This is a genomic window from Pseudomonas sp. SA195 (assembly GCF_054131565.1).
In genome coordinates this window covers 1935275-1961653 of the sequence record NZ_CP096392.1, presented here as the reverse complement: position 1 = coordinate 1961653, position 26379 = coordinate 1935275, and the positions used below count along the sequence as shown (strand labels likewise).

Genomic DNA, 26379 nt, shown 5'->3' with positions numbered 1-26379 from the left:
GAATCAGATACCCCAAAGAATCTGCACGCCCCAGACGAAGAAAGTGAACATGGCGATGCCACACACTGCCTGGAACAAGAAACGCACACCGGTAGCCCACTTACCGATCGCCATGTTGGTCAGGTAGTCGGTGGAAATCGTCCACATACCAACCCATGCATGAACGCTCAAGGCAACCAATGCAAGAAGACTGAAAATGCGCATCCAGTTCGACGAGAACAGCCCGCGCCACTGCGAGAACTCAAGCCCTGGATTGGCAATCAGGTATCCGATCAGGAATAGGAAGTAAGCCGCGAGGACAACTGCCGACACACGCTGAGCCATCCAGTCATAAAGACCCGAGCGCGAGAAGTTCGTGACGTTGGTTACCATATCCACACTCCCGCCAGAACGATCAGCACAGCCGAAACGGCCAGGACGATCTTCGAGCCCAGCTTGCCGCCTTCCAGCGTCTCGCCATGCCCGGCATCCATGATCAGGTGACGCACCCCAGCTACCAGATGATAGAGAAGCGCCGACAGCAGCGCCCAGACCACCAGCTTGGCCAGCGGACTACCCAGAACCGCCTTCACCTCTTCGAAACCTTCGGCAGAAGAAAGCGAGGTATCCAGCGCGAGTAGCAGGATGGCGACACCGACGAACAGAACCACGCCGGACACACGATGCAGGATCGATGTATAGGCAGTGATAGGTAGTTTTATTGTCCTAATATCTAGGTTTACAGGTCGTTGGCTTTTCACGGCTTTTTTTCACACTTGAGAGCCCCGAGACGCAGGGCAAAGTTGTTGGGAAGAGCACCAGGCGGTACCCGCCACCCACGAGTGACAACCTACAGGAAAACTGCCTGTGAGCCCCCTGCCGGTCGGTTTCCGAGTATAAACAGTTAGGTGGCTAATGACAATGTGGTGAAGTGCCACTAAAGGCGGATGGCGACCCCTATATAAATGCCGTAAACAGTCGTTCTGTGTAGCGAATTCACCCTCCAAACGCCCTCTGCGACGAGGGTCCGCGCAAATTGACTTTGTGGCTTATCTCACTATAGTGATGCGGGCCCTGCGTGGGGGGCCATGATGATTCCAAGCATAAAACAGGAGGCCATACATGGCTGACAAAAAAGCGCAGTTGGTCATCGAAGGCGCAGACGCCATCGAACTGCCCGTTCTAACCGGTACCGTAGGCCCCGACGTAATCGACGTACGAGGCTTGACCTCCACGGGTCGCTTTACATTTGATCCCGGCTTCATGTCGACCGCCTCTTGCGAATCCAAGATCACCTATATCGATGGTGACAAAGGCGTTTTGCTGCATCGCGGATACCCGATCGAGCAACTGGCCGAGAAGGCCGACTACCTGGAAACCTGCTACCTGCTGCTCAACGGCGAACTGCCGACTGCAGAGGAAAAAGCTAAGTTTGTCAGCACCGTCAAGAACCACACGATGGTGCATGAGCAGCTTAAGTCGTTCCTGAACGGCTTCCGCCGCGACGCTCACCCGATGGCGATTATGTGCGGTGTCATTGGCGCCCTCTCCGCGTTCTATCACGATTCCCTGGACATCAACGACCCGCATCACCGCGAAATCTCCGCAGTGCGCCTAGTCGCCAAGATGCCAACGCTCGCAGCCATGGTCTACAAGTACTCCATGGGCCAGCCGATGATGTATCCGCGTAACGACCTGAACTATGCGGAAAACTTCCTGCACATGATGTTCAACACGCCGTGTGAAGTGAAGCCGATCAGCCCAGTGTTGGCGAAGGCTATGGATCGCATCTTCATCCTGCACGCGGATCACGAGCAGAACGCCTCCACGTCCACCGTCCGCCTTGCTGGCTCGACAGGCGCCAACCCGTTCGCCTGTATCGCCGCAGGCATCGCTGCTCTCTGGGGCCCGGCACACGGCGGCGCGAACGAAGCCGTACTCACCATGCTCGACGAGATCGGCGATGTTTCCAACATCGAAAAATTCCTGGCCAAGGCAAAGGACAAGAACGATCCGTTCAAACTCATGGGCTTCGGTCATCGTGTCTACAAAAACTTCGACCCACGCGCGAAGGTCATGAAGCAGACGTGCGATGAGGTTCTAGGCGAACTGGGCATCGACGATCCGCAACTTGAACTGGCGATGAAGCTGGAAGAGATCGCGCTCAACGACCCTTACTTCGCCGAGCGCAACCTCTACCCGAACGTGGACTTCTACTCGGGCATCATCCTCAAGGCTATCGGCATTCCGACCAGTATGTTCACCGTGATTTTCGCCCTCGCTCGTACCGTGGGTTGGATCTCGCATTGGAAGGAAATGATCGCCAACGGCCAGAAAATCGGCCGCCCGCGTCAGCTCTATACCGGCCACCCGAAGCGCGACATGCCGCGCTAATTGTTCGGCTGGTAACGCAAAAGGCTGCCCCTGGGCAGCCTTTTTTGTTTGCTCAACTTGTTTCATTCTCCAACCAGCCAAGCAGCCGTATGGCCTCCTCCCGACTGGCGCCGCAAACCGTTTCATCCGGTTTGAACGCATCGCATACCGGCGGACGCAAAGCGCTGCCGAATATCCCACATAGATTAGTCAAGGTGAGATGCAGGCAACGCTCGCCTGCTGCTTTCCCGTTTGGCATACCGGGCAACGGGGTACTGATAGAGGGCGCTACACAACAAGCACCACAGCCCGCGCGACAATCCATTCAGCCAATCTCCAGACCAAAACGGCGGCAATAATAAGGCCGTCCAATAGCCTCGGCACGCTCATTCCGGCAGACGTCCGCAGATGACGCGCACCATGCGCTTGGGCATACTTAGCGCCCTTTTCCACACTTGAAGGCAACTGCAATGTTCAAGGTAAACGAGTACTTCGATGGCACTGTCAAGTCGATCGCGTTCGAGATGGCAGCAGGCCCAGCAACTATTGGGGTCATGGCGCCCGGCAACTACGAGTTCGGCACTAGCCAGCTCGAAGTCATGCATGTCGTCGCGGGAAGCCTGGACGTGAAGCTTCCGGGCAGTAGCGTTTACGAGACCTTCGCTGCGGGCAGTCAATTCACCGTGCCGGCCAACAGCAAGTTCCAGCTCAAGGTTACCAGCGATACAGCCTATCTCTGCGAGTACCGCTAACAAAAACGGCACCGTCGAACTTGTCGAGCGGTGCCCTTGGTTTAAGGCGTATGCAGTATTAAAGGTCGCTTACCTCGCCTGACCCGCTATGCCGTCCCAGCCCGACTTGACTTCAGCCAACAACCCGGACACCTCATCCAGCCTGTCAACGTCATTGTGACGGCTCGCCTCGAACAAGCGGGTCGTCATGTATTCGTAGAGTCGATCCAGGTTATCCGCTAGCTCACCGCCCGCAGCCTTGTCCAGCACGTCGCGAAGACCGCCGATGATGTTGATGGCCTTTCCAATCAACTCACCCTTCTCAGCCAACTCCTTGCGCTCCATCGCCCCTTTTGCCTGAGCGATACGATCCAGCCCACCCTGCATCAGCATCTGGATCAAGCGATGCGGATCAGCCTCGGTTACCTGGGCGTTAACGCCAACCTGCTGATACTGCTTCATTGCTGACATTGCGTACATTTGGATAAGCCCCTTGCTACATCGTTTGCATGTACAGCTTATCGGTCGACGCCGCCCAAGCTTGATAGCAATCGGAGCGGCCAGAACGAAAAAACCGCCTAAGCGGCGGTTTCGTTCGTAAAGCTAGTTCAGTTCTTTGAGTTGTTGGCTGCCCAAGGCAGGTTTTCAAGCGACGCCAACAAGCTTGCAGAGGTGTTCGACAACTGGCCCACCAGCGTGTCCATTGCGTTGAATTGCTTGAGAAGCCGCTCCTGCAACGACGTGATACGACGGTCGAGATCTTCCTTCTGCTTGTCGATCTTCGTGATCGTCTCGGTCATCGCCTTGTTGCGCTGTTCGAGAATCCCGCCGGTTTCGGTATAGGGCTTGAGCTTCGCGTCGAGCCGCGCAGCCAGCCCGGTATCGCCCGTGAAGAACCCGGACAATTGCTCGAAGTTGTTAGCCAGCGTCTTGTCCATCTTGGTGCTGTCAATGCCGAGCGTGCCGTCTTTCTGGGTCGTAATACCCATATCGGTCAGGGCACGAATGGCACCGTCGCCCTGCGTGTTAACCAACTCATTGCGGATCGTGCCGAGCAGCGTACGCGCCGTTGCGTCGCCGACAAGTGCGCCGGTGACGGGCGTCTTCCCATCGCCAACAGGCGTTACCTTCGTCTGTGCGTTAACCACGCCAATAAGCTTGTTGTACGCATCAACGAACGATTGGACCTGCTTCTTAACGCCGGCTTTGTCCTCCGCGACAGTAATGGTCAGTGGCTCGCTGGCAACAGTCTTGGCCTTTAGATCGAGCGTAACGCCTTCGATTGCGCCGTCGACCTTGTTGTTCTCACTGATGACCTTCAAGCCATCGACGTACAGCTCGGCGCTTTGGGCCTGTGAAAGCACTCGCGCTCCGCCCCCAGTGCTGGAAGAACTACCGTCGAAGGCAAGCGCAGACAGTGCGGTCTGGCCAGTTGTGGCTGCCGTCTCATTGGCAACCGCGACGGTGATATCGCGACCGGCACCTGTCTTATTGCTAGTCAATATGAGTCGAGAGCCAAACTCATCAGTCACGACCGTGGCGCTAACGCCTTTTTCTTTCCCGGCCTCATTGATCGCGTCGCGCATGCCGGCAAGGCTGTTATTGCTCTCGTCGATCGTGACGGAAAAGGTCTCTTTTGAGGGCGGAGATCCAGGTACGCCTAGGGAAATATCAAGCGTGCCGCTAGCAAAGGCAGCGGGCGCTTCGGCGGAATTCTGAACCGCGGCAAGTGCTACCTTGCTATTGGTTGCGAGGCTTTTAACTTCAACCTGATACGTGCCGGCGCCGGCAGTCGTGCTGGCAGTTACCCCGACCAGATCCGACTTGCTGGAAGTCGCTGAACGCGCTTGAAAAAGATCGGCCTTGTTCAATGTGCCAAGTGCCGTCTGGAAATCGCTAATAGCACCTTTCAAGGCGCCGATAGCGGTGATTTGGGTAGTGGTTTTTTTTTCGAGCGTGGCGAGCTGCGCTTCTTTCGGTGCACGCTCAGCCGCGACCATGCTGGACACGATACTCCCGATGTTGATACCGGAACCAATACCTACGTCAGCCATAGCCATAACCTCGTCAAGAAAATGTTAGCCATCAGTTCGATACAAAAAACGTACCGACTATGCTTTGGCTTCAAACATCAAGCTGCGCATTTCGTCCAGCCGCTCGGTTAGCCGGAGAATTTCCTCCGACGGTATCTGCCGGACTACCCTTCCAGAGTCACCGTCGATGACTTGGACAATTACATCGCCGGTTGAATCGTCGACACTGAAATTCAGATCGCGCTGAATGCTTTGCACTTGTGAACGAAACCGCTCCACCAAATCGATCATATCGACTGGTTTGTCAGCCTCATCGGGTTGTTGCGGCTTATCCAGATTTCCAGACGCAGAAAACCCAACTTCCTTTAAGAAGCTGGGTGAAGAACTAGCCGTAATGGGCGATGTAGCTCCGCCCGGTATCTTTCCGACGTCCATTGATTCACCTCTCATGAATCAATGGGGGCAGAGCTAACCCTACCCCCATCGCTAACGCCTTTCTCGCTCGATTACTGGAGCAGGCTCAGAACCGCCTGCGGCAATTGCTTGGCCTGGGCCAGAATCGCGGTACCAGCCTGCTGCAGGATCTGGTTCTTGCTCAGGTTGGCGGTTTCCGCTGCAAAGTCGGTGTCTTGGATACGGCCGCGGGCAGCCGAGACGTTTTCCGAAATACTCTGCAGGTTCGAGATAGTGTTATCGAAACGGTTCTGGACAGCACCAAGATTGGATCGAGTATTGTCGATCTGAGCCAGTGCTGAGTCGATTATGCTAATCGCCTTCTGCGCCCCGTTTACATCGCCAATGTCAATCGACTGAACGGTTTCCTTTAGTGAGTTAGTCGCTGTAGCAGCAAAGATCGTAGCATCTGTGCTGGCTTGTACGCTGAAGCCACTCGAAGCCGTTAGGCGAACATCACCACTCACGAGCACGGAATCAGTCGAGCCCTCAGTCAGCGTTTCGGTGCTAACCACATTATCGTCAAAATCGTACGACTTAAGCGTCGCGGTCTGGTTGCCTGCGGACCCAACAGCGAAGTCGGAGATGCCAATGTTACTGCCGTCTTTCGCCTCGAAAGTGAGAGACCCTTTATCGTCAATCTTTGCAGTAATGCCAGTGGTAGAGGACTTGGCATTCACTGCGTCGCGCAAACTTGAAAGATCAGTAGCATCACTCACGTTTGCAGATATCGACGCGGAAGCCCCGTCTTTCCCAGCCAATGTGAAGCTGACTTGGCCTACGCCATCCAGACCAGAGAGGACTGCCTTGGTCTTGGCTTCGGCCTTGACTCCAGTCTCAGATTCCTTCGCATTGATTGCCGCAGCGACTGCAGAGGCGCTTGATCCCGCGGCGCCGCCAACGGACGCGGTTGTTGCCTGCCCCTCTGGACCAGTAATCGTCAGGGTGTTTGCAGTCATTCCGTTACCTGCGGCTGGAATGGCGGCTGCAGCGGCGGTAGCGGTCCCGAACATTGTGCCGGCGCCTGCACGGCCTTTGACCGTATTGGTGCCTAGATCGGTGGCGCTAGCAGCACCAACCGAGACACTAATGGTTTCATTCGCATTCGCACCAACCTGAAAGTCCACGTTAGTGAACGAGCCATCAAGCACCTTACGCCCACCAAATGTGGTGGTGTCGGCGATGCGGGTAAGCTCATCCTGAAGCGCGCTAACCTCTTTCTGCAGCGCTTTGCGGTCGGTCGAGTCGTTCGTTCCATTCGCTGACTGCAACGAAAGGTCCCGCATACGCTGAAGGATGTTTGTGGACTGCTGAAGCGCGCCTTCGGCTGTTTGCGCCAGCGAAATGCCGTCGTTTGCGTTACGGACAGCCACATTCAGGCCATTGATTTGGCTCGTCATACGGTTGGAGATCTGCAGACCGGCCGCGTCATCTTTCGCGCTGTTGATCCGGCTACCGGTGGACAGGCGCTGCATGGAGGTGCTGAGCGCACTGGACGAAGATTGCAGGTTGCGCTGAGTATTGAGCGACGCAATGTTTGTGTTGACTGTAAGAGCCATGATGAGCCTCCAAGGGCGCTAGTTACTTTGGTTGCCTGAGCTTGCGACTCCGGGCCGGCTGTTTGCCCAGGCACCCATTGAGTTCGCATTCGATTAGCTTATCGGCGTCGTTTCGGTGAGCTTTAGGAGGCAGTTGAAAAATTTTTGCAAGCCCCGAGAACAACCTGTACGACACCAGCGAGCGCGCTAGCAAACGAGCCCGCCTGCGAAGATTTTCGGACGGGTGGTGGAAAACTTTAAACGGAAATGTTGAGAAGGCAGCAGACGTAGCGCTGGTCGATTTGAGTCAGGAGTCGGAGCAGGGAGGGCTGGGCTGGCGGGAGAGCCGCTTGCGAGGCTAGTCGCTGACCACGCGACATGATCGCCAGCAAGCTGGCTCCTACGGGCGGGCTCGCGGTGAATATCGCTGGGTATAAGGCCGGACAATAGATGCCCAACCTTTCGGTGTCGTTAAGCCCCTAGGCTCGAGAGGCGCTGGAGGAAGTCGTCCTCGTCCGCAACGGTGAGGCCCAGCTCGTTGGCTTTAGCGAGCTTAGAACCTGCACCCGGCCCTGCGACCACGACCGTTGTCTTAGCTGACACCGACCCCGATACCTTCGCGCCAAGCGCCTCAAGCTTTGCTTTGGCTTCGTCACGGCTCATGCTTTCCAGCGTTCCGGTGAGTACCCAGGTCTGACCTGCGAGTGGAAGGCCTTCCGCCGCCTTCCGTTCGCTTTGCCAGTGCATGCCAAACTCACGAAGCTGGGCTTCGACGGCGCGGGCGCGCGCGGCATTGGCGGGGTCGTCGAAGTAATCGCGTAGCGCGCGAGCGGCCTTTTCATTCAGGCGTTCGACCTGGCGCAGGTCGAGCCAGTCGGCCTCGATCACGCCATCGAGCGTGCCGAACCGTTCGGCCAGACGCTTGGCCCCGGTCGTGGCGATAAAAGGAATATTCAGGTTATCGAGCAGGCCGGCCAGCGTCGCACAGGCGGCAAACTCGGCGTGCACCTCGCCCTCCTCCTGCAGCTCAACGCCGCGCTCGCGCAATTGGCGGATGACCTGCTGGTTGTGCTCGTCTTCAAAGAAGCTGTGAATTTCGTGCGCGACTTCCAGGCCGATGTCCGGCAGGTAGATCAACACGTCCGGCAGCGCCCGGCTGATTCGGTCAAGCGATCCAAGTGAGCGCGCCAGAAGCTTGGCCGTCCCCTCGCCAACGTCGGGAATGCCGAGGGCGAAAACGAATCGGGCAAGACTTGGCGTGCGGCTGGCATCGATGGACTTGATCAGGTTACGGCTGGACACCTCGGCGAACCCCTCGAGCCCGAGCACCTGCTCATAGGTGAGCGAATAGAGATCGGCGGGTGAGGAAACCAGGCCAGTATCGACCAGCTGTTCGACGATCTTGTCGCCCAGCCCGTCAATGTCCATCGCCCGGCGCGACACGAAATGGATAATGGCCTGCTTCAGTTGTGCCTGACAGGCCAGACGCCCAACGCAGCGATAGATCGAGCCCTCGCTGACCGACTCCCGTCCCTTGCTGCGTTTGATCAACTGGGTACGTTCGACCGCTGAGCCACAGACCGGACATTCGGTGGGTACCGAGACGGCGCGTGCATTCGCGGGACGGCGATCGGCAATGACTCCGAGAATCTGCGGAATCACGTCGCCTGCGCGTCGCACGATCACGCTGTCGCCGATCATCACGCCCAGGCGGGCCACCTCGTCCATGTTGTGCAGTGTGGCGTTGGACACAGTGACGCCGGCAACCTGGACCGGCTTGAGCCTCGCCACCGGGGTGATCGCGCCAGTGCGCCCAACCTGGAACTCCACATCCAGCAGTTCAGTCACCTCCTCGCGCGCCGGGAACTTGTGTGCGATGGCCCAGCGCGGCTCACGGGCACGGAAGCCGAGCTCACGCTGTTGTGCGGTCGAGTTGACCTTGAACACCACACCGTCGATTTCATAAGGCAAAGCGTCGCGCTTTTCGCCGATGGCTTGGTAATAGGCACGGCACTCCGCCACGCCACGGGCGAGCTTCAGCTCGCGGCTGATGGGCAGCCCCCAGCCCTTGAGCGCCTCGAGGATGCCGATATGCGTCCCCGGCAACTCGCCGTCGCTGCGCCCTACGCCGTAGGCGCAAAGCTCGAGCGGGCGGCTCGCCGTGATCTTGGAATCCAGCTGGCGCAGGCTACCGGCTGCTGCGTTGCGGGGGTTGGCGAATGTCTTACCGCCGTTTTCGAGCTGTCGGGCATTGAGCGCCTCGAAGCCCGCCTTGGGCATGTAAATCTCGCCACGTACTTCAAGGACCTGCGGCCAGCCACTGCCGTGCAATTTAAGCGGGATGTTGCGTACGGTACGCACGTTCGCACTGATGTCTTCGCCCGTGCTGCCATCCCCTCGTGTAGCGCCACGCACGAGGTGGCCATTTTCGTACAACAGGCTGACCGCCAAGCCGTCGAGCTTGGGCTCACAGCTGTATTCCACCGCTACGCCATCGCCGAGCAGATCGCCGGCCGGCATATCCAGCCCCTCGCGAACGCGACGGTCGAAGTCCAGTAAATCCTGTTCTTCGAAGGCATTGCCCAAGCTCAGCATTGGTACTTCGTGGCGAACCTGACCGAATGCGGCCAATGCCTCACCGCCGACGCGCTGGGTTGGCGACTCAGGTGTCACCAATTCTGGATGCTCACCCTCGAGCGCCTTGAGTTCGTTGAACAGACGATCGTATTCGGCGTCGGGAACGCTGGGTTCGTCGAGTACGTAATAACGATAGTTGTGGGCGTCGATTTCGCTGCGCAGTTCGGCAATGCGCTCGGCAGCAGTCTGGGCGGAAGGCATGGGTCGGAGCCGTAGCTGGGGCTGTGCTGATTTGGACTGCATCAGCGCGCCATGGTTGATAGGGAGGCATCGGATTCTAACGAATTGCGCACGTGACGGCAGTCTTGCGAGATTCGAGCGGACCAGTCTGCGGCACACCGACTGTCATGGCACCCCAGATAAACGACACCGGGCGCGATGGCCCGGTGTGGAATGCTGCTTAGCGTTTGAGTGTCATCTGCCGGCGCTCGTATTCGACGATACGCTGCCGGTAGTGCTCGATGGTCTGGGCCGTGAGCACACTGCGCTGATCATCCTTCAGTTCGCCGTTGAGTTCGGACGAAAGCTTGCGCGCCGCTGCGACCATGACGTCGAACGCTTGCTTCGGATGGCGTGGGCCCGGCAGGCCTAGGAAGAAGCTGACCGCCGGGGTAGTGAAGTGGTCGATGTCGTCGAGGTCAAAGGTGCCGGGCTTGACGGCATTGGCCATGGAAAATAGCACCTCGCCGTTGCCAGCCATGCTTTCGTGGCGATGGAAGATGTCCATCTCGCCGAACCGCAGCCCGCTTTCGAGAATGTTCTGTAGCAATGCAGGCCCACGGAAGCCGGACGGATCACGCGAGATCACATTGATCACCAGCACCTCTTCGACCGGCGACGGGTCGGTCTCATCCTGCTCCGCCTCTTCTTCATGCTCATCGATGACCGGATCGAGCAGAGTCGGCACGGGCTCGTCGGCAAAATGCAGATCACCCTGCCGAGGCTCACTGGTGCGGCGCTTGGAAGACTCGCGCACTGGAGAAGGTTCACGAGCGCTCATCGTAGGCAAGTCAGTTTCATCGAAGGAGGGTTCGGCATTGCGGCTGACCACGCGTGGGGGGCCGAGCACCTCGTTATTCGAATCATCGTCAGGAAAACTGTTGGCAATGTTGCGGTCCAGCTTGAATTTCAACTTGCCCTTGCTACCGCGCATCCGCCGCCAGCCATCGAACAGAATGCCAGCGATGACGATGATGCCGATGAGGATCAGCCACTCGCGCAGACCGATATCCATTAATGCTCAAACCCCTGAAATCGAAGATAAAGACGCAGTTTCCGAGCCGCTGAACAGGCTCTGCTCCGCATCGTAAAAATTGCGCTCTAAACTAGCACGACGAACGGTCGATGTGCACCGCCCGCCCCCGCTCTTTTATAGGTTCTACGCGGTGCTTGCGCCGTCCCGCTCCGGGAATGCACTCATGCTTCCGCAAGGGCGACGGCCTCCTCTACATCTACCGCAACGAGGCGCGAGCACCCGGGCTCATGCATCGTGACCCCCATGAGCTGGTCCGCCATTTCCATCGCAATCTTGTTGTGAGTGATGTAAATGAACTGCACCTTTTCCGACATTTCCTTGACCAGCCGCGCATAGCGCCCAACGTTGGCGTCGTCCAGCGGAGCGTCCACCTCGTCGAGCATGCAGAACGGCGCGGGGTTTAGTTGGAAGATCGCAAACACCAACGCCAACGCAGTCAACGCTTTCTCGCCTCCGGACAGAAGATGAATGGTGCTGTTCTTCTTGCCCGGTGGGCGCGCCATGATCGCCACCCCGGTATCGAGTAAATCTTCCCCAGTAAGTTCCAGATAAGCGTTGCCGCCGCCGAAAACCTTGGGAAACAGGGCTTGCAGCCCGCCGTTGATTTGGTCGAAGGTTTCCTTGAAACGGTTGCGGGTTTCCTTGTCGATTTTGCGGATGACGTTCTCTAGCGTTTCCAGTGCTTCGGCAAGGTCGTCGTTTTGCGCATCGAGATAGCGCTTGCGCTCGGATTGCTGCTGATATTCGTCGATAGCAGCAAGATTGATCGGCCCGAGGCGCTGAATGCGTGCGGCAAGGCGCTCCAGCTCGGCTTCCCACTCCACCTCGCTTGCCTCCGCGGGTAAAGTGGCCGACACGCCATGCAGGTCGTAGCCGTCCAGTTGCAACTGCTCCTGCAGCGCCTTGCGGCGGACCGTCAGCCCCTGCCATTCCATACGTTGCTGCTCAAGCTGCCCGCGCAACAGTTGCGCCTGCTGTTCGGCCTGGCTGCGGCGCCGCTCGGCGTCACGCAACTCACGGTCGGCATCTTCGAGGGCGAGGCGTGCCTGCTTGAGTTCTTCCTCAACGCCAAGTCGACGTTCCAGCAATTCCTCGAGCTTCATGCGCAGCTCTTCGAGCGGTGCGCCGCCCTCCTCCAAGTTCAGGCTGAGTTGCTCGCGGCGCTCCACCGCTCGCTCGAACTGCTGTTCGAGCCGCTCGAGGGCCTGGCGTGTCGAATCGTGCTGGGCTTTGATCGAGCCCATGCGAATGGCGAGCTGATGGGCACGATCCTTTTGCTGCCGCGCTTCCTGACGAATCCGGTCGAGCGACTCGCGAATGTCGTCGCGGCTGGCGAGCAAAACCTCTCGCTGCTCTGTGTCCTGCTCCATCGCATCGAGCGCATCCTGCAGACGCAACCGCGATTCGCCGAGCTGCTCAGTCTCGATGTCCCGCTGTTCAGAGAACTCGGCAAGTTCAGCTTCCAGCCGCACCCGGCGCAGGCTGAGCTGCTCGAGACGCGCCTGGCTTGCCGAAAGCCGAGCCTTCAGCTCACCCAACTGACGCGATTGGTCCTGGTATTCCCGGCGCTGCCGTTCACGTGTTTCTTCGTGCTCGCGCTGAGCGTGGCGCAGGGTGTCGAGTTCTGCTTCAAGCTGCGCGAGCGATTCTTCTCGCGCTTCGCGCTCAGCTTGCAACCGCTCGAGCTCCTGTCCGCGCGCGAGCAGGCCGGACTCCGCCTCGCCGGCACGCCGCACCCGCAGGAAATGCCGACCGACCCAGTAGCCGTCGCGACTGATCAGGCTTTCGCCATCCGCCAATGCAGCGCGCTCGGCCAAGGCCTGCGCCAGGTCTTCCACTGGGCGCACGAGCCCGAGCCAGGGCGACAGGTCAAACGTCGAGTCGACCTTTTCCAGCAAACTGCCAGCAACACGCCGGCCGTCATTGATGAAGCTGACCAGGCGCAGGTCACCTTGCTCGAAACCGTCCAGGTCCAAACCATCGAAGTCATCGAGCTGTATGGCCTGCAGATCAGCGCCCAACACCGTTTCGACCGCTACGTCCCAGCCCGGCTCGACGCGCAGGCTTTCCGCCAGTCGTGGGTAGCGATCCAGCGCCTGCTCGCGCAGCCATTCGGACACCCCTTTGCCCGGATCCATCGCCGCCTGCTGCAGGGCTTCAAGGGATGCAATGCGGCCGTTCAGGCGTTGCAGCTCCCCCTGCGCCTGCTGTTGCGCCTGACCGACGTCATGCAGCCGTTGCCGCAGCTCTTCCAGCCGCTGCTCAGTCTGTTGCTGCGCTTCGGCCAGGCCTTCAAGCGTCATGTCGCCGGTCGCCAGTTGCTCGCTCAATTCGACGATAGCGGCGTCTTCCGGATCGGCGCTCAACGTAACGCGCTCCTCATCGAGGCGGCGCCGACGCTCGGCCAGCCGTTCCAACCCATGCTCGAGCTGCTGGATACGCGCCTGCTGCACCTCAGCCACCTGTCGCGGTTCTGCGCTGCGCTGGTTGAAGCCTTCCCACTGTTCCTGCCAGCGCTGCATTGCAGCCTCGGCGTGTTCGAGCTGGGCCGCGGTTTCCTCGGCGGCAGCACCAGCGAGCTCCTGCTCGGGCTCGAGCATGGAAAGCTCTTCGGCGAGCGTCGCGAGCAGTGTGCGGTCATGGCCCAGGTGGGATTCGGTTTCCAGCCGAGCCTGTTCGGCTTCGCGCAGGTCATCCTGCAACTGACGCAGGCGCTGCTGGCCGTGCTGGATGCTTTGCTCGACCCGCGCGATGTCGCCGCCTACCGAATAGAAGCGGCCCTGCACGAGATTGAATCGCTCGGACAATTCGTGGTGGCCATCGCGCAATCGCTCGATGCTCGCATCGGCGTTGCGCTGCTCGGCCACCAGCGCCTCGAAACCGACCTCCTGGTCGCCGATCACTTGCTCGCGTTGCCCAACCTGCTCGTTCAGCGCCTGCCAGCGCAATGCCGAGAGCTGCGCCTTGAGCTGGCGCTCTTCAGCCTTGTATTCCTGGTATTTCTCGGCCGACTGCGCCTGGCGGTGCAAACGTTCGAGCTGCCGTTCCAACTCTTCTCGCAGGTCAGTCAGACGTTCAAGGTTTTCATGGGTGCGGCGGATGCGGTTCTCGGTTTCACGGCGTCGCTCCTTGTACTTCGAGATGCCGGCCGCTTCTTCGATGAAATTTCGTAGATCTTCCGGGCGGGCTTCGATGAGCCGAGAAATCATCCCCTGCTCGATGATCGAATAGCTGCGCGGGCCGAGGCCGGTGCCAAGAAAAATGTCGGTAATATCCCGCCGCCGACATTTCACGCCGTTGAGGAAATAGGTGTTTTGCGCGTCGCGAGTCACGCGGCGGCGGATCGAGATTTCGGCGAAGGCGGCGTACTCGCCGGTCAAGGTGCCATCGGAATTGTCGAAGATCAGCTCGATGCTGGCCTGGGTGACAGGTTTGCGCGTGTTCGAGCCGTTGAAGATGACATCGGTCATTGATTCGCCGCGCAGGTTTTTCGCCGAGCTCTCGCCCATGACCCAGCGCACCGCATCGATGATATTGGACTTGCCGCAGCCGTTGGGCCCAACTACCGCTGCCATATTGCTTGGGAAGCTGACCGTGGTCGGGTCGACGAAGGATTTGAAACCGGCGAGCTTGATGCTTTTCAGACGCATGAGGGCCTTCCTGGCTATCGGCTCGCGGGCTGGAAATGGGTAGTCGCCTGTGGCTGCATGAAATCGGGGCGCGTCGTGGAGAAAGCCGCGAAGTCTAGCATGTGCCTGCTGATTGCCAGCAGCGCTGACGCACAGGCTGTCAAGCTCTGGCGGCCAATTGAGCAGTGGGCTCACCACCGCCGCGATAGCGCCGTTAGCCGCCAGTCATGCTCATGAAGCGCACCACCTGAACCTGCTCGTCAGTGCGGAACTCATGCTTTTCCGGCTTGAGCTGTAAGGCATCAACCAACGCCTGGCGCAGACGATCACTGTCACCGGGGTAACGCCGCATCAGTCCTTTGAGATCCAGCGCGCCGTCATGCCCTAGACACAGCACCAACTTACCTTCAGCCGTGACACGTACCCGATTGCAGCTGCCGCAGAAGTTGTTGCTATGTGGGGAGATGAAGCCGACCTGGGTTTCACTGCCCGCGACCTGCCAGTAACGTGAGGGCCCGCCAGTGGTGTGGCTGCTGCGCACAAGCGAATAGCCTGACTCGATGCGCTCGCGCACCTCGTCGCTTGAGCAAAAGGTGATTTCCCGCTCGTGACTCGACACCCGGCCTAGCGGCATTTCCTCAATGAAACTGATGTCCAGACCTTGCTCAACGGCAAAGCGCACCAAGTCCAGCACTTCGTCATCATTACGCCCTTTCTGGATAACGCTGTTCAGCTTTATCCGGCGGAAACCCGCATGACGGGCGGCCTCAATGCCTTCGAGCACCTGGGCAAGCTTGTCGCGACGGGTCAGTTCGGCGAAGCGCTCGGGGCGCAGCGAGTCCAAGCTGACGTTTAGCCGGGTCACGCCGGCCGCTTTCAATGCCGGTGCGAGCGTAGGCAGCTGCGAGCCGTTGGTGGTGATGGACAAGTCTTCAAGCTCATCGCGAGCACCGAGGCGCGCGAGCAGGCCAGTCAGGCCCTTGCGCACCAGCGGCTCGCCACCGGTCACGCGGATGCGCTTGACACCCAGGCTGATGAAGGCATCGGCGACGGCGTAGAGTTCTTCCAACGTCAGAATCTGCGCACGCGGGGCGAAGACCATGTCCTCGCTCATGCAGTAGGTGCAGCGAAAATCGCAGCGGTCGGTAACCGAGAGTCGCAGGTAGGTGATGCGTCGGCCGAACGGGTCGACCAACTTCGAATCTGACATGTCGCTCTCCAACGGCTTGATGCGCAAGGCTAAGACTATTCCTGAAAATCAAGAGTGGCAAAACTTGCCGCCTGAAGGGTTGACCCGACGCAAGCCGGATGAATTCCCCGTGCCTTGAGCCAGAGCAGCGCGAGCGCTTTGCTGCAACCATACGCTTGCGCCCTTATCGAAGTCGGGGATACTGGCCGCACATTTCCTGGGAGCCTCATATGGACAACGACGCCCTCCGATCCATGCATTGGCGAGAGCGCCTGTACATCATCATTTTCTTCACCAACACCCCGGCCGGCCGGCGCTTCGACACTTGGTTGCTCGTCGTCATCTTCGCCAGCCTGGTGGTGGTGATGTTCGACAGCATTGCCCTTTACAGCGAGCGCTACGGGCTGTTGCTCGACGGCCTGGAATGGCTGTTCACGGGCATCTTCCTCATCGAATACCTGTTGCGTATCTATTGCCACCCAGAGCCGCGTAAATACGTGTTCAGCTTTTACGGGGCGATCGACCTGCTGTCCGTGGTGCCGGCATTCATCGCCCTGCTCCTGCCAGATGCCGAATATCTACTGGTGGTCCGCGCGATCCGCATGCTGCGGGTGTTCAGGGTGCTCAAGTTGACCCAGTACCTCAGCCAGGCCAATTTCCTGCTTGTCGCGCTGCGCGGCAGTAAACAGAAAATCATCGTGTTCCTGCTCAGCGTTACGACCATGGTGCTGGTGTACGGGACGCTGATGTACGTAATCGAAGGGCCGGCGAACGGCTTTACCAGTATTCCGATGAGCATTTACTGGGCGGTCGTGACGATCACCACCGTGGGTTTTGGGGATATCGTCCCGCTTACGCCGCTCGGCAAGGCGGTAGCGACGCTCGTGATGATCACCGGTTATTCGATCATCGCGGTCCCCACGGGCATTTTCACGGCCGAGCTCGCCACGGCGATGCGCGCCGACAGCCTGCAGCATCGCTGCCCAACCTGCGAAAAGCTCACCCATGAACCGAACGCTGCGTTCTGCAGCCGCTGCGGCAGCCAGCTGTTCAGGCAAGCCGATCGCGACGCCCAGGCCTGACGCCTCTGTCGCGTAGCGCTGCGCCGCCTGGCCAGCGCTACGCCAATTGCTTCGAACCGCACCGATACCGGGGTGTCACAACTCTGACTTGCCACGGGCGGGACGGAGACATGAATGCCCTTGCTCAAACTGCTGCACTTCGCGGCACTGCTCTGCTGGTGCGGCACGCTGCTCTATCTGCCAGCGCTGATAGCCGCGGGCACCCGACGCAGTGACCCTCTCTTTTACCGAGACCATGCGCACCTGACGCGCATGGTGTTCAACCTCATCGGAACGCCGGCGGCACTCATTGCGATCGGCTCAGGCACAGCGCTGTTTCTCAAGGACGGCATCGTCGCCGGTTGGTTGATCGTCAAGCTCAGCACGGTCGCGGGCATGGTTCTTTGCCATGCGCTGTGCGGGGTGCTCGTATTGCATATCGAGCGAGCGCCGGAGCAGAGCGTGAGCATCCGCTGCCGCCTGCTGGGCGTCGTGGCGGCAACGTTCATTGCCGCGACGCTCTGGCTGGTACTGGCCAAACCCTTCTAGACCGAGACGATGCCGCCCATGAATGAACGACAGCCGCCTCTAGTCCCGCGCTTACGCCTTGTCCAGGTCGACCCCGACAGCATGCTCATAGACCAACCGGCCGCCGAGATACGCAGCAAGGGAGATCAGCAGCGCCGTGATCGCCGACAGGTACAACGCCCAGAACTGCATGCTCTGCGCATCGTTCTGAAAGCGCAGCAGCCAATTGAGCGAGGCCAGCGAGAGCATCATCACGGCGAGGATCGCATGGCACCAGGCGGTGATCTTCTGCCGAATTTCGCGGACGCTGACGAGGTCGATCAACCCGAAGATACTGGCCACCCAACCGCCCAGCGCACCGACGCCAGCCAGCCAAAGCCCCGCACGCCACCAGAAGTCGTCAAGGGTCCAGATATGCGCCAGGTCGACTGGCAGCAAGCCGGTCAGCGCGGCGACAGGGAAATGAATGAGCATCGGGTGCAGCGGGTGGCCGGCGATTGCGGCACGGCTATGGATGGAGTCTCGGTAACGGGCCATTCGGCGCTCCAGCAGGGGTCGGGGAAGAAGCGACGCCTCGCTAAACGAGTCGGCCGCTTTCAGAAATGGACCACACTGGCGCTGGCAGTTCCTTTGCTGGCGGGCTGCGGGGGCCCGCTGTCGGCACTGGACCCGGCTAGTCCAATGGCGCGCCAGGTGGCGAACGTCTGGTGGGGGATGTTCGCCTTCGCCACGCTGGTGTTGGTCGCGGTCAGTACGATCTGGATCTATGCCCTGGCCCGCAAGCCACGCGAGACTAGCCCCGACGAGGCGATACGGATCAACCGGCGCTGGGTCATTGGTGGCGGCCTCGTACTGCCCAGCCTGAGCATCATCGTGTTGCTCATTTTCGGCATTCCAACCGGGCGCAGCATGATGCCGTTACCGGTCGAGGGCGAGCAGCCGCTCAAGGTTGAGGTCACGGGCCACCAATGGTGGTGGGAGGTGCGCTACCCGGACAGCGGAGTGGTGACTGCCAACCAGCTGATCATTCCTGCCGGGCGGCTGATCGACGTGCAGGTGACCAGTGCTGACGTCATCCATTCATTCTGGATTCCGCGGCTTGGCGGCAAGATGGACATGCTGCCCGGGCGCACCAATGTCATCCGCATCCAGGCCGGGCATGCCGGGGTCTTCCATGGCCAGTGCTCCGAGTTCTGCGGTTTGCAACACACCCACATGAAGCTGCACGTCGAGGCGATGGAGCAAGCCGACTTCGAGGGCTGGATAACCGCACGTGAAAACCTGCGTTTCAGCAATGGCCCGCCAGGCGAGGCGGGCCAGGTGTTCAGCGACCGCTGCGGGCAATGCCACCGCGTGGCCGGCATCAGCGAAGGTGATCGCGCGCCGGACCTCACCGATCTGGCGACTCGCCCCAGCCTGGGCGCTGGTGTGATCGAGAACGACAGCGAAGGCCTGCGCCGCTGGCTGAGCGAGCACAAGACGCTCAAGTTCGGCAATGCCATGCCCGCGCACGACGACATTCCCCCCCAAACACTCGACCAGATGGCCGACTGGCTGGAGACGCTCGCTCCATGAATTCATCCTTCAGGGATTCCGCTCCCTGCACCGACCCGGATCAGCTGCACGACCAGTTCAACGACGTCTGGGGTAACCCGCGCGGCTGGCGCGCGCTGACCATCGTCAACCACACCAGCATCGGCCTGCGCTTCCTGGTGACCGGCGCCATCTTCTTCCTCATCGGCGGCCTGATGGCGATGCTGATCCGCACCCAGCTTGCCCTGCCGGGCTACGTGCTGATGGAGCCGGAAGTCTACAACCAGGTCTTCACCATGCACGGCTCGGTGATGATGTTCCTGTTCGCCGTGCCGATGATGGAAGGCCTGGCGGTGTACCTGATCCCGAAGATGATCGGCGCACGCGACCTGATCTTCCCGCGACTCTCATCGCTCGGCTACTTCTGCTACCTGTTCGGCGGCATCATCCTGCTTTCCAGCGTGTTCTTTGGCGTCGCGCCCAAGGCCGGCTGGTTCATGTACACGCCGCTGTCGAGCTCGTCGCACATGCCGGGCGTGAACTCGGACTTCTGGTTGCTGGGTATCACCTTCGTCGAAATTTCCGCCGTCAGCGCCGGCGTCGAGCTGGTCGTCTCGATCCTGCGCACCCGCACCAACGGCATGGCGCTGCACAAGATGCCGTTGTACGCCTGGTACATCCTGGTGATGGCGTTGATGATCGTGTTCGGTTTCCCGCCGCTGATCCTGGGCAGCATCCTGCTGGAACTGGAACGCGCCGGCGGCTTGCCCTTCTTCGATACCGCCCGTGGTGGCGACCCGGTGCTTTGGCAGCACCTGTTCTGGCTGTTCGGCCATCCCGAGGTGTACATCATCTTTCTGCCCGGCGCCGGCATCGTGTCGACGTTGCTGCCGGTGTTCTGCCAACGGCCTTTGGTGGGGTATCGCTGGGTCGTGCTCGGGGTGCTGACCACCGGTTTCCTAAGCTTCGGGCTCTGGGTACACCACATGTTCACGGTCGGCATTCCGGCGCTCGCGCTGGGCTTTTTCTCGGCGGCGAGCATGCTGGTCGCGATCCCCACTGGCGTACAGATTTTTGCCTGGATCGCCACGCTCTGGCTGGGCAAGCCGGTGTATCACGTGCCGATGCTGTGGCTGGTGGGCTTTTTGATCGTCTTCGTCTGCGGCGGCCTGACCGGCGTGATGGTTGCGCTGGTGCCTTTCGACTGGCAGGTGCACGACACTCACTTCGTCGTCGCGCACATGCACTACGTACTCGTCGGCGGAATGTTCTTCCCGCTGATGGCTGGGCTGTATTACTGGCTGCCGCATTTCTCAGGTCGGATGCCTTCGGTGCGACTGGGCCGCTGGGGGTTCTGGCTGGTCTTCATCGGCTTCAACATGACCTTCCTGATCATGCACTGGACCGGGCTGATCGGTATGCCACGGCGCGTCTACACCTACGACACGGGGCTAGGCTGGGACATTCCAAACCTGATCTCTTCGATCGGCAGCTTCATCATGGCAATCGGGATCGGCACCATCCTGCTGGACGTCGTGCTGCACTTCCGTTTCGGCCAGCCCGCCAAGACCAATCCGTGGAACGCCGACACGCTGGAGTGGGCGACCAGCCTGCCGCCCAGCCCCTACAACTTCGTCAGCCTGCCGGACGTCACCGACCGCCATCCGCTCTGGAAAGACCCTGACCTGCCCCACAGCATCGCCCGCGCCGAGCATGCGCTGAAGACCATCGACCATGGGCGACGCGAGACCTGGGGCTCGGACCCGCTGTCCGGCGAGGTGCGCGAGGTGATCCATTTGCCCGGCAACAGCTGGTTGCCCTTCATTGCGTCGGTGTTCCTGGCCGTGCTCTGCCTGAGCCTGCTGAATAAGGTTTACTGGCTCGCGCTGGTGGCGACCGTGGCGACGCTGGCGGTGCTGTTCCGCTGGTCTTGGGAGAACGGCGCGCACCCCGCCGCCGCGCCCGATGCCCAGACCCAACCGGACGAGCCTCCCTTGCACTCGCGCACATTCGACGGCCCTGGGCTCTGGGGCATGGGCGTCACATTGCTGGCAAACGGCACCATGTACCTGTCGCTGCTGTTTGGCTGGTTTTACCTGTGGACCGTTTCGCCAGGTTGGCGGGTGCCAGAAACATCCAGCCTGAACGGCTGGCTGATGCTGGCCAGTGCCGTCGTGCTGACCGGCGGCACTCTGTGGATGCGCTTGGTGCCCGGCCGCCTGCGCCGCGGGAATGGTGGGCGTCTGATGCTGAACCTGAGTGCCATCGCAGCTATCGGGCTGGTGCAGTTCGCATTGTTGCTCTGGGTGCTGCTCTCAGCAGGCTTGGAGGTGACCGAAACAGCGCACGACGCGGTGATCTTCGTCATCCTCGCTTACAGCCTGATCCATTGCGGCCTCGCCACCATCCTGACCATCCTGCAGGCGCTGCGGGTGATGTACGGCTATGTCGGGGACAAGGCACCCTATGAGGTGATCGTGGTGGAGCAGCTCTGGTACTACAACCTGGGCGTCGTCTGGGCCGCGTATGCCGCCATCGTCCTGTTTCCGTCGGCATGGGGAGGTGCCTGATGAAGTACAACCGCACCTCAGTCTTCCATCCCGTCCAGATTCCGTTCGGGCTGACCATCTGGAGCCTGTGGTTCGCCGCCATGTATGGCTCGCATGCGGTGGTCTGCGAATTTGCGCCGCCAAACCCAGAGCAAGGCATCTTCAATTGGCTGAACGCGAGCTTCGGTGTCGCGACCTTGGTCGTGGTGGCGTTGTTGCTGTTTCTCGGCCACCGCTCGTGGAAACTGTCGCGCCCGCCGCACGACCTGAACGAGCGCCAGATCTTCGTGACCAAGGTCGCCTCGGGCATCCACTTCATTGCGGCGCTGGCGACGGTGTTTGTCGGGCTGCAGCTGGCCTTCCTGCCGCCCTGCGTCTGACCTACTCAGCTTTCTTGCGAATCCAGTACAGATAGGTGTCGCCGTCAGCCTGCTGATCGACCAGCTCATGGCCGAGAAAAACGCAGAACTTGGGAATATCGCGTTGGGTCGACGGATCGGTAGCGATGACCTTTAGCAGCTCGCCGCCGGCTAGCGCGCGAACCTTGTTGTGCAACATCATGACCGGTTCAGGGCAGTTCAGGCCGGTGGCATCGAGCACCGCATCGGCGGGCATTTCGGCTGTTTCAGGCATTGCAGGCTCCAGCAATTAGGGGCGGGATTGTCGCGCAGATACGCGTCCGGGTCATCTCACGGCGTCAAAGGCGGCGCAGGTGGCAGGTCACTTCCTCGCGGTCGTGATAGAGCTGCTTGCAGCCGATGCTCGCCTTGACCCCACGTTCGGCAAGCCCGTCGGCAATGCGTTCCAACAGGCGCTTGACCTCGGCGTAGCGCTGCTTCATCGGCAGCTTGAGGTTGACTACCGCCTCGCGGCACAGGCCTTCGCCGATCCATGTTTCCAGCAGCGCCGCGTTCTTCGCAGGCTTCTCGACGATGTCGCAGACCATCCAGTCCACCGGGCGCTTGGGGCGGAAGCTGAAGCCGTCCGCGCGGTAATGCCCGACCAGGCCGGAATCCAGCAGCTCGGCGTTCATCGGCCCGTTGTCGACGGCCATGACCTCGATATCACGATTGACCAATTGCCAGGTCCAGCCACCCGGCGAAGCGCCTAGATCGACGGCCGTCATGCCGGCGGCGAGGCGTTCGCCCCACTGTTCTCGCGGGATGAAATGATGCCAGGCCTCCTCCAGCTTGAGCGTGGAGCGGCTGGGTGCCTGACGTGGAAACTTCAGCCGCGGGATACCCATCGGCCACATGGCGCTGTTGCCCGCCTCGGCGATACCGACGAAAACCTCCCGGCTGCTCTTGAATGCCAGCAACAATCGGGGCCCAGCCTCTGCCGCCGCGAGCCGGCCACCCTGCCCCAACGCCTTGCGCAGCGGCGCCTCGAACTTACGGCAGAAGGTCGACAGTTCCTTGCCTTCATTGGTGTCGAAGACTTCAAGCCACAGGCTGCCAAAGGTCATACGCGAATCAAGATGCTCCAGCAGCACACCGATGCGGTCGCTCTCCGGCAGCACGAGCCATTCGCCGCGTGACCACTGGCGTGGAAAGATCAGCCGGGCGAAGCGGGCGCCGCGCATCAACCGCTCGGCTTCACCCCCGTCCTGGCAGACGAACTCTGCATACGCACTGTCCGGCTTGGCCTTGGCGTAGCCGGCCACGCCAAGCCGCGCGGCCTGATCGCTAATCTCGGCACAGGCCTCGTTTTCGAATCCCGGGCGGCAGTGCAGCAAAAGTATGTTCATCAAATGGATCCTGCGATGGGCGCCGAAACGCCCTGCGACAAAAGCCGCACATGATAGCCGAGCGGGGAACCCCAGGCTCGCTGCTCCGGTCCAGTTAAACAGTTGCTGGATTCCGCTGCGCCTCGCCGGCCAGCCCTCGCCTCGCCGGCCCAGATGCATCGCGGCCTCCACCTCTGCGCCATCCGACTGGCGGCCAGCCACCTGGCGGACCCGTTCCCCAGGGGCTAGGTTCAAGAACACGCTCCCGATCCATTTAGCCCGGCCGTGCGGGCCAAGGAGAGACGAATGCCATCCCTGGATAGCCTGAAATGCCGTCGCAGCCTCGAGGTAAACGGCAAGACCTACCACTACTTCAGCCTGCCGGAAGCCGCCAAGCAGCTCGGTGACATCAGCCGCTTGCCGGCGTCGCTCAAGGTGCTGCTGGAAAATCTGCTGCGCTGGGAAGACGACGTGACAGTGCGCGCCGATGACTTTACCTCGCTCGCCGTGTGGCTCAAGACGCGCACCTCCGAGCAAGAAATACAGTACCGACCCGCACGTGTGCTGATGCAGGATTTCACTGGCGTGCCCGCCGTGGTCGACCTGGCCGCCATGCGCGATGCCGTGTCCCGCGCCGGCGGCGATCCGCAACGGATTAACCCGCTGTCGCCGGTCGATCTGGTGATCGATCACTCGGTCATGGTTGACCGCTTCGGTAACGAGCACGCCTACGAGCAGAACGTCGACATCGAATTCCAGCGAAACGGCGAGCGGTACGAGTTCCTGCGCTGGGGCCAGCAGGCCTTCGACAACTTCCAGGTCGTGCCGCCGGGCACCGGCATCTGCCACCAGGTCAATCTGGAATACCTCGCCCAGGTCGCCTGGACGCGCGACGAAGGCGGCGAGACGTTTGTTTATCCGGACACCCTCGTCGGCACCGACTCGCACACCACCATGGTCAATGGCCTCGGCGTGCTGGGCTGGGGTGTCGGGGGTATCGAGGCCGAGGCCGCCATGCTTGGCCAGCCGGTGTCGATGCTGATCCCCGAAGTGGTCGGCTTCCGCCTGACCGGAAAGCTGAACGAAGGCGTTACCGCGACCGACCTGGTGCTGACCGTCACGCAGATGCTGCGCAAGCACGGGGTAGTCGGCAAGTTCGTCGAATTCTTCGGGCCCGGCCTCGACAAGCTGCCCCTGGCCGACCGCGCCACCATCGGCAACATGGCGCCTGAATACGGCGCGACCTGCGGCTTTTTCCCTGTCGACGAAGTGACGCTGGACTACCTGCGCCTCTCCGGACGCGATCCGGATCGCATCGCGTTGGTCGAGGCCTATTACAAGGCTCAGGGCATGTGGCGCGACAGCGGCTCGCCCGACCCGATCTTCACCGACACCCTTGAGTTGGACCTGGGCGATGTCGTGCCCTCGCTGGCTGGGCCAAAGCGACCTCAGGATCGGGTCGCGCTGAGCGACATCGGCAGCAATTTCGACCTGTTGCTGGAAACCGGCGGCAAGAAAAGCGAAGCCGACGCGACTTATCCCGTTGCCGGCGAGAGCTTCGAACTCAAGCATGGCTCGGTGGTGATTGCCGCTATCACCTCCTGCACCAACACCTCCAACCCCAACGTGTTGATGGCCGCCGGCCTGGTAGCGAAAAAAGCGGTCGAACGCGGATTGGCGCGCAAACCTTGGGTGAAAACATCGCTGTCGCCAGGCTCAAAGGTCGTGACCGACTACCTGAAGACGGCTGGCCTTACGAATTATCTGAATGAACTGGGCTTTTACCTCACCGGCTACGGTTGCTCCACCTGTATCGGCAACTCAGGCCCCCTGCCCGACGCCATCGGCAAAACCATCGTGGACAACGACCTGGTGGTGTCCTCGGTGCTGTCCGGCAATCGCAACTTCGAGGGCCGCGTGCATCCGCTGGTCAAGGCGAACTGGCTCGCCTCGCCGCCGCTCGTCGTGGCCTATGCGTTGGCCGGGACGACACGTATCGACCTGTCCTCCGAGCCGCTGGGCACGGGCAACGACGGGCAGCCGGTGTACTTGCGCGACATCTGGCCCACCAGCCAGGAAGTCAACGAGGCGGTTTCGCTGATCGATGGCGACATGTTCCGCAGGCGCTACGCCGACGTGTTTACCGGTGAGGAAAAATGGCAGGCCATTCGCGTCACGCCGGGCGACACCTACCAGTGGAACGGCAACTCCAGCTATGTGCAGAACCCGCCCTTCTTCGAGGACATCGGCCAGGCGCCGCAGCCCCCGGCAGATGTCGAGCACGCCCGTGTGCTCGCGCTGTTTGGCGACTCCATCACCACTGACCACATCTCGCCGGCGGGCAACATCAAGGCAAGCTCACCGGCGGGCGTCTACCTGCAGCAGCTGGGCGTACCGCCGGAGGACTTCAACTCCTATGGTTCGCGCCGCGGCAACCACGAGGTGATGATGCGTGGCACCTTCGCCAACATCCGTATCAAGAACGAAATGCTTGGCGGCGAAGAAGGTGGCGACACACTGCACCAGCCCAGCGGCGAGCGCATGTCGATCTATGACGCGGCGATGCGTTACCAGCGCGAAGGCGTGCCGCTGGTCGTCGTGGCCGGCAAGGAATATGGCACCGGCTCGAGCCGCGACTGGGCGGCCAAGGGCACCAACCTGCTCGGCGTCAAGGCGGTCATCGCCGAGAGTTTCGAGCGAATCCACCGCTCCAACCTGATCGGCATGGGTGTCTTGGCGCTGCAATTCGTCGGGGACCAAAATCGCAAGTCCCTCGGTCTGACCGGCAACGAACGGCTGTCGATTCGCGGAATGAGCGCGGACATCAAGCCCCGCCAGTTGCTGACGGTCGACGTCGAGCGCGCTGACGGCTCGCAGGACAGCTTCCAGGTGCTGTGCCGCATCGACACGCTCAACGAGGTCGAGTACTTCAAGGCCGGCGGCATTCTGCACTATGTGCTGCGCCAGTTGATCGACGGCTGATCAGGCAACCCCTGCAGCCTTTTCGGCCCGTGGCAGCGCCGCTTCCACGGGCTTTTTTATTGGCCGGATGGCCATATGCAACCCTTCAGCCCAGCGCGAAGCGGCCGTTAAGGTGCACATATAAAAGGTCACGGCGGGCGCCAGTGCTCCCCTACCGAGGACGTCGCGCAGACGTGACCGACT

Annotated in this window: 22 protein-coding genes; 8 read left to right on the top strand and 14 right to left on the bottom strand. The window is 60.7% G+C overall.

Features of this window, described 5'->3' with window-relative positions; genetic code table 11:
* Nucleotides 1-3 precede the first annotated feature (3 nt).
* Both sdhD and sdhC read right to left on the bottom strand, forming a co-directional pair.
* The gene (sdhD, locus tag M1D78_RS09135) at nt 4-372 is read right to left on the bottom strand and encodes a succinate dehydrogenase, hydrophobic membrane anchor protein (RefSeq protein WP_437419560.1); all 369 of its coding nucleotides are present in this window, start codon (nt 370-372) and stop codon (nt 4-6) included.
* Nucleotides 366-740 (bottom strand): succinate dehydrogenase, cytochrome b556 subunit, encoded by a 375-nt coding sequence (gene sdhC / locus M1D78_RS09130; RefSeq protein WP_437419561.1) that lies wholly within the window; start codon nt 738-740, stop codon nt 366-368. The genes sdhD and sdhC overlap by 7 nt, the downstream gene beginning before the upstream one ends.
* A 361-nt stretch (nt 741-1101) precedes the next feature.
* Between sdhC and gltA the strand changes: the two genes are divergently transcribed.
* The gene (gene gltA, locus M1D78_RS09125) at nt 1102-2373 is read left to right on the top strand and encodes a citrate synthase (protein ID WP_437419562.1); all 1272 of its coding nucleotides are present in this window, start codon (nt 1102-1104) and stop codon (nt 2371-2373) included.
* 52 nt (nt 2374-2425) lie between these two features.
* Here the strand turns inward: gltA and M1D78_RS09120 are convergent, their stop codons facing one another.
* A complete protein-coding gene (locus M1D78_RS09120) occupies nt 2426-2677 on the bottom strand; it encodes a YkgJ family cysteine cluster protein (protein WP_437419563.1) in 252 nt (83 codons plus the stop codon).
* A 145-nt stretch (nt 2678-2822) separates the two neighbouring features.
* On the opposite strand from M1D78_RS09120, the gene ppnP reads away from it, so the two are divergent.
* Nucleotides 2823-3104 (top strand): pyrimidine/purine nucleoside phosphorylase, encoded by a 282-nt coding sequence (gene ppnP / locus M1D78_RS09115; RefSeq protein ID WP_437419564.1) that lies wholly within the window; start codon nt 2823-2825, stop codon nt 3102-3104.
* A gap of 69 nt (nt 3105-3173) precedes the next feature.
* Here ppnP and fliS read toward each other — a convergent pair whose 3' ends face one another.
* From fliS to moaA, 8 genes are all read right to left on the bottom strand, one after another.
* The gene (gene fliS / locus M1D78_RS09110; RefSeq protein WP_437419565.1) at nt 3174-3563 is read right to left on the bottom strand and encodes a flagellar export chaperone FliS; all 390 of its coding nucleotides are present in this window, start codon (nt 3561-3563) and stop codon (nt 3174-3176) included.
* Between the two features lie 128 nt (nt 3564-3691).
* Entirely contained in the window at nt 3692-5137 is a 1446-nt protein-coding gene (gene fliD, locus M1D78_RS09105) for a flagellar filament capping protein FliD (protein WP_437419566.1), read from the bottom strand.
* Between the two features lie 57 nt (nt 5138-5194).
* Nucleotides 5195-5551, bottom strand: coding sequence for a flagellar protein FlaG (locus tag M1D78_RS09100; protein WP_437419567.1), 357 nt, complete (start codon nt 5549-5551; stop codon nt 5195-5197).
* 71 nt (nt 5552-5622) lie between these two features.
* The gene (locus tag M1D78_RS09095) at nt 5623-7128 is read right to left on the bottom strand and encodes a flagellin (protein ID WP_437419568.1); all 1506 of its coding nucleotides are present in this window, start codon (nt 7126-7128) and stop codon (nt 5623-5625) included.
* 450 nt (nt 7129-7578) lie between these two features.
* Nucleotides 7579-9945: an NAD-dependent DNA ligase LigA gene (ligA, locus tag M1D78_RS09090; protein WP_437419569.1), complete on the bottom strand. Its 2367-nt coding sequence runs from the start codon at nt 9943-9945 to the stop codon at nt 7579-7581.
* A gap of 199 nt (nt 9946-10144) precedes the next feature.
* The gene (gene zipA / locus M1D78_RS09085; RefSeq protein ID WP_437419570.1) at nt 10145-10978 is read right to left on the bottom strand and encodes a cell division protein ZipA; all 834 of its coding nucleotides are present in this window, start codon (nt 10976-10978) and stop codon (nt 10145-10147) included.
* 182 nt (nt 10979-11160) lie between these two features.
* On the bottom strand, nt 11161-14649 hold the full coding sequence (gene smc / locus M1D78_RS09080) for a chromosome segregation protein SMC (RefSeq protein ID WP_437419571.1): 3489 nt from the start codon (nt 14647-14649) through the stop codon (nt 11161-11163).
* Between the two features lie 193 nt (nt 14650-14842).
* A complete protein-coding gene (gene moaA / locus M1D78_RS09075; protein ID WP_437419572.1) occupies nt 14843-15838 on the bottom strand; it encodes a GTP 3',8-cyclase MoaA in 996 nt (331 codons plus the stop codon).
* Nucleotides 15839-16047: 209 nt separating this feature from the next.
* On the opposite strand from moaA, the gene M1D78_RS09070 reads away from it, so the two are divergent.
* Both M1D78_RS09070 and M1D78_RS09065 read left to right on the top strand, forming a co-directional pair.
* The gene (locus M1D78_RS09070; protein WP_437419573.1) at nt 16048-16899 is read left to right on the top strand and encodes an ion transporter; all 852 of its coding nucleotides are present in this window, start codon (nt 16048-16050) and stop codon (nt 16897-16899) included.
* A gap of 114 nt (nt 16900-17013) precedes the next feature.
* Entirely contained in the window at nt 17014-17427 is a 414-nt protein-coding gene (locus M1D78_RS09065) for a CopD family protein (RefSeq protein ID WP_437419574.1), read from the top strand.
* A gap of 51 nt (nt 17428-17478) precedes the next feature.
* On the opposite strand, the gene M1D78_RS09060 is transcribed toward M1D78_RS09065, so the two are convergent.
* Nucleotides 17479-17943, bottom strand: coding sequence for a DUF2231 domain-containing protein (locus M1D78_RS09060; RefSeq protein ID WP_437419575.1), 465 nt, complete (start codon nt 17941-17943; stop codon nt 17479-17481).
* Nucleotides 17944-18087: 144 nt separating this feature from the next.
* Here M1D78_RS09060 and coxB point away from each other — a divergent pair, with 144 nt between their 5' ends.
* From coxB to M1D78_RS09045, 3 genes are read left to right on the top strand one after another with little or no spacing between them, the layout of a single operon-like run.
* Entirely contained in the window at nt 18088-18981 is an 894-nt protein-coding gene (gene coxB, locus M1D78_RS09055; protein WP_437419576.1) for a cytochrome c oxidase subunit II, read from the top strand.
* Nucleotides 18978-21509: a cytochrome c oxidase subunit I gene (gene ctaD / locus M1D78_RS09050; RefSeq protein ID WP_437419577.1), complete on the top strand. Its 2532-nt coding sequence runs from the start codon at nt 18978-18980 to the stop codon at nt 21507-21509. Before coxB ends, ctaD begins: the two co-directional genes overlap by 4 nt.
* Nucleotides 21509-21868 (top strand): hypothetical protein, encoded by a 360-nt coding sequence (locus tag M1D78_RS09045; protein WP_437419578.1) that lies wholly within the window; start codon nt 21509-21511, stop codon nt 21866-21868. The genes ctaD and M1D78_RS09045 overlap by 1 nt, the downstream gene beginning before the upstream one ends.
* Nucleotide 21869: 1 nt before the next feature.
* Here the strand turns inward: M1D78_RS09045 and tusA are convergent, their stop codons facing one another.
* Both tusA and rlmM read right to left on the bottom strand, forming a co-directional pair.
* Complete coding sequence (gene tusA, locus M1D78_RS09040) at nt 21870-22103, bottom strand: sulfurtransferase TusA (protein WP_457933585.1); 234 nt, start codon at nt 22101-22103, stop codon at nt 21870-21872.
* Nucleotides 22104-22185: 82 nt separating this feature from the next.
* A complete protein-coding gene (rlmM, locus tag M1D78_RS09035; RefSeq protein WP_437419580.1) occupies nt 22186-23235 on the bottom strand; it encodes a 23S rRNA (cytidine(2498)-2'-O)-methyltransferase RlmM in 1050 nt (349 codons plus the stop codon).
* A 285-nt stretch (nt 23236-23520) separates the two neighbouring features.
* On the opposite strand from rlmM, the gene acnA reads away from it, so the two are divergent.
* Nucleotides 23521-26196, top strand: a complete 2676-nt coding sequence (acnA, locus tag M1D78_RS09030) for an aconitate hydratase AcnA (RefSeq protein WP_437419581.1) — start codon at nt 23521-23523, stop codon at nt 26194-26196.
* Nucleotides 26197-26379 lie beyond the last annotated feature (183 nt).

Bases quoted from the DNA above. Each gene is read 5' to 3' on its own strand.
- sdhD (WP_437419560.1), bottom strand. From the start codon at position 372: ATGGTAACCAACGTCACGAACTTCTCGCGCTCGGGTCTTTATGACTGG.
- gltA (WP_437419562.1), top strand. From the start codon at position 1,102: ATGGCTGACAAAAAAGCGCAGTTGGTCATCGAAGGCGCAGACGCCATC.
- M1D78_RS09120 (WP_437419563.1), bottom strand. From the start codon at position 2,677: ATGGATTGTCGCGCGGGCTGTGGTGCTTGTTGTGTAGCGCCCTCTATC.
- ppnP (WP_437419564.1), top strand. From the start codon at position 2,823: ATGTTCAAGGTAAACGAGTACTTCGATGGCACTGTCAAGTCGATCGCG.
- fliS (WP_437419565.1), bottom strand. From the start codon at position 3,563: ATGTACGCAATGTCAGCAATGAAGCAGTATCAGCAGGTTGGCGTTAAC.
- fliD (WP_437419566.1), bottom strand. From the start codon at position 5,137: ATGGCTGACGTAGGTATTGGTTCCGGTATCAACATCGGGAGTATCGTG.
- M1D78_RS09100 (WP_437419567.1), bottom strand. From the start codon at position 5,551: ATGGACGTCGGAAAGATACCGGGCGGAGCTACATCGCCCATTACGGCT.
- M1D78_RS09095 (WP_437419568.1), bottom strand. From the start codon at position 7,128: ATGGCTCTTACAGTCAACACAAACATTGCGTCGCTCAATACTCAGCGC.
- ligA (WP_437419569.1), bottom strand. From the start codon at position 9,945: ATGCCTTCCGCCCAGACTGCTGCCGAGCGCATTGCCGAACTGCGCAGC.
- zipA (WP_437419570.1), bottom strand. From the start codon at position 10,978: ATGGATATCGGTCTGCGCGAGTGGCTGATCCTCATCGGCATCATCGTC.
- smc (WP_437419571.1), bottom strand. From the start codon at position 14,649: ATGCGTCTGAAAAGCATCAAGCTCGCCGGTTTCAAATCCTTCGTCGAC.
- moaA (WP_437419572.1), bottom strand. From the start codon at position 15,838: ATGTCAGATTCGAAGTTGGTCGACCCGTTCGGCCGACGCATCACCTAC.
- M1D78_RS09070 (WP_437419573.1), top strand. From the start codon at position 16,048: ATGGACAACGACGCCCTCCGATCCATGCATTGGCGAGAGCGCCTGTAC.
- M1D78_RS09065 (WP_437419574.1), top strand. From the start codon at position 17,014: ATGCCCTTGCTCAAACTGCTGCACTTCGCGGCACTGCTCTGCTGGTGC.
- M1D78_RS09060 (WP_437419575.1), bottom strand. From the start codon at position 17,943: ATGGCCCGTTACCGAGACTCCATCCATAGCCGTGCCGCAATCGCCGGC.
- coxB (WP_437419576.1), top strand. From the start codon at position 18,088: ATGGCGCGCCAGGTGGCGAACGTCTGGTGGGGGATGTTCGCCTTCGCC.
- ctaD (WP_437419577.1), top strand. From the start codon at position 18,978: ATGAATTCATCCTTCAGGGATTCCGCTCCCTGCACCGACCCGGATCAG.
- M1D78_RS09045 (WP_437419578.1), top strand. From the start codon at position 21,509: ATGAAGTACAACCGCACCTCAGTCTTCCATCCCGTCCAGATTCCGTTC.
- tusA (WP_457933585.1), bottom strand. From the start codon at position 22,103: ATGCCCGCCGATGCGGTGCTCGATGCCACCGGCCTGAACTGCCCTGAA.
- rlmM (WP_437419580.1), bottom strand. From the start codon at position 23,235: ATGAACATACTTTTGCTGCACTGCCGCCCGGGATTCGAAAACGAGGCC.
- acnA (WP_437419581.1), top strand. From the start codon at position 23,521: ATGCCATCCCTGGATAGCCTGAAATGCCGTCGCAGCCTCGAGGTAAAC.